General features: G+C 66.1%; 1 protein-coding gene. It reads right to left on the bottom strand.

The window, feature by feature from the left end; all coding sequences use genetic code 11:
• Positions 1-13 precede the first annotated feature (13 nt).
• Positions 14-945 (bottom strand): IS5 family transposase gene (locus ACFYO5_RS37910; RefSeq protein ID WP_388718339.1). Its coding sequence is split into 2 segments (ribosomal slippage): positions 14-589 and positions 592-945, totalling 930 coding nucleotides; the frame shifts between segments, so codons are not numbered across the junction.
• Between the last annotated feature and the right edge of the window lie 58 nt (positions 946-1003).

Raw genomic sequence — 1003 nt, 5'->3', positions numbered from 1 at the left:
GTTGTTTCTTGGATCATGTTCGGAGCCAGATGATGAGGGCTGCGAGAGTGGCGGTGCCGAGGTAGATGTAGGCGCGTTTCTCGTAGCGGGTGGCGACGGCGCGGAAGCCCTTGAGCCGGTTGATGGCTCGTTCGACGGTGTTGCGTTTCTTGTATCGCTCGCTGTCGAAGCCCGTGGGCCGGCCGCCGCGTGAACCGCGGTTCTTGCGGTGTCTTTGCTGGTCGAGGCGTTCGGGGATGGTGTGCCGGATTCCGCGTCGTCGCAGGTAGCGGCGATTCCTCCGAGAGGTGTAGGCCTTATCGGCCAGGACATGGTCAGGGCGAGTGCGGGGCCGGCCGACTCCGAGGCGGGGGACGGAGACCTGCTCGAGCACCCGCTCGAGCTGAGGCCCGTCGCCGTAGTGCCCGGGTGTCAGGACGAGGGCGAGAGGCCTGCATCGCCCGTCCGCAGCGAGGTGGATCTTGGTCGTGAATCCGCCGCGGGAGCGTCCCAGGCACTCGCCGATCTGACCACTTCCTCGAGCCGGCCCACCAGCTTCCGCAGCACCGGATCGACCGGGTTCGTCCCCCCAACGTGCCCCTTTTGAGGAGCGATGACTGCCGGTGTCTTCCTCGCGCCGGCGGCGTGCTGGTGGGCCCGCACTGCTGTTGAGTCCACCGACACTTCCCAGTCGATCCGGCCCGCAGCATCCTCGGCGGACTGGATCCGAGAGAGCAGCATCGTCCACGTTCCGTCCGCTGACCAGCGGCGATGACGCTTATAGACGGTTTCCCACGGCCCGAACCGTTCCGGTAGATCCCGCCACTGCACACCGGTCCGGACCCGGTACAGCACCCCGTTGATGACCCGACGGTGATCACTCCACCGGCCTCCACGAGCACCACCAGGAGGCAGGAATGACTCCAGCCGGTCCCACTCCGCGTTCGTCAGATCCCCACGGCCCATACGACAAGCCTGACCCCAACACCCCACTCACGTCAGGAGATCCGAGAAACAGTGCCTA

Source organism: Streptomyces sp. NPDC006259 (genome assembly GCF_042870975.1).
Taxonomy (GTDB): Bacteria; Actinomycetota; Actinomycetes; order Streptomycetales; family Streptomycetaceae; genus Streptomyces.
The sequence above is the reverse complement of the archived record's forward strand: the minus strand, read 5'-3'. Positions and strand labels throughout refer to the sequence as shown.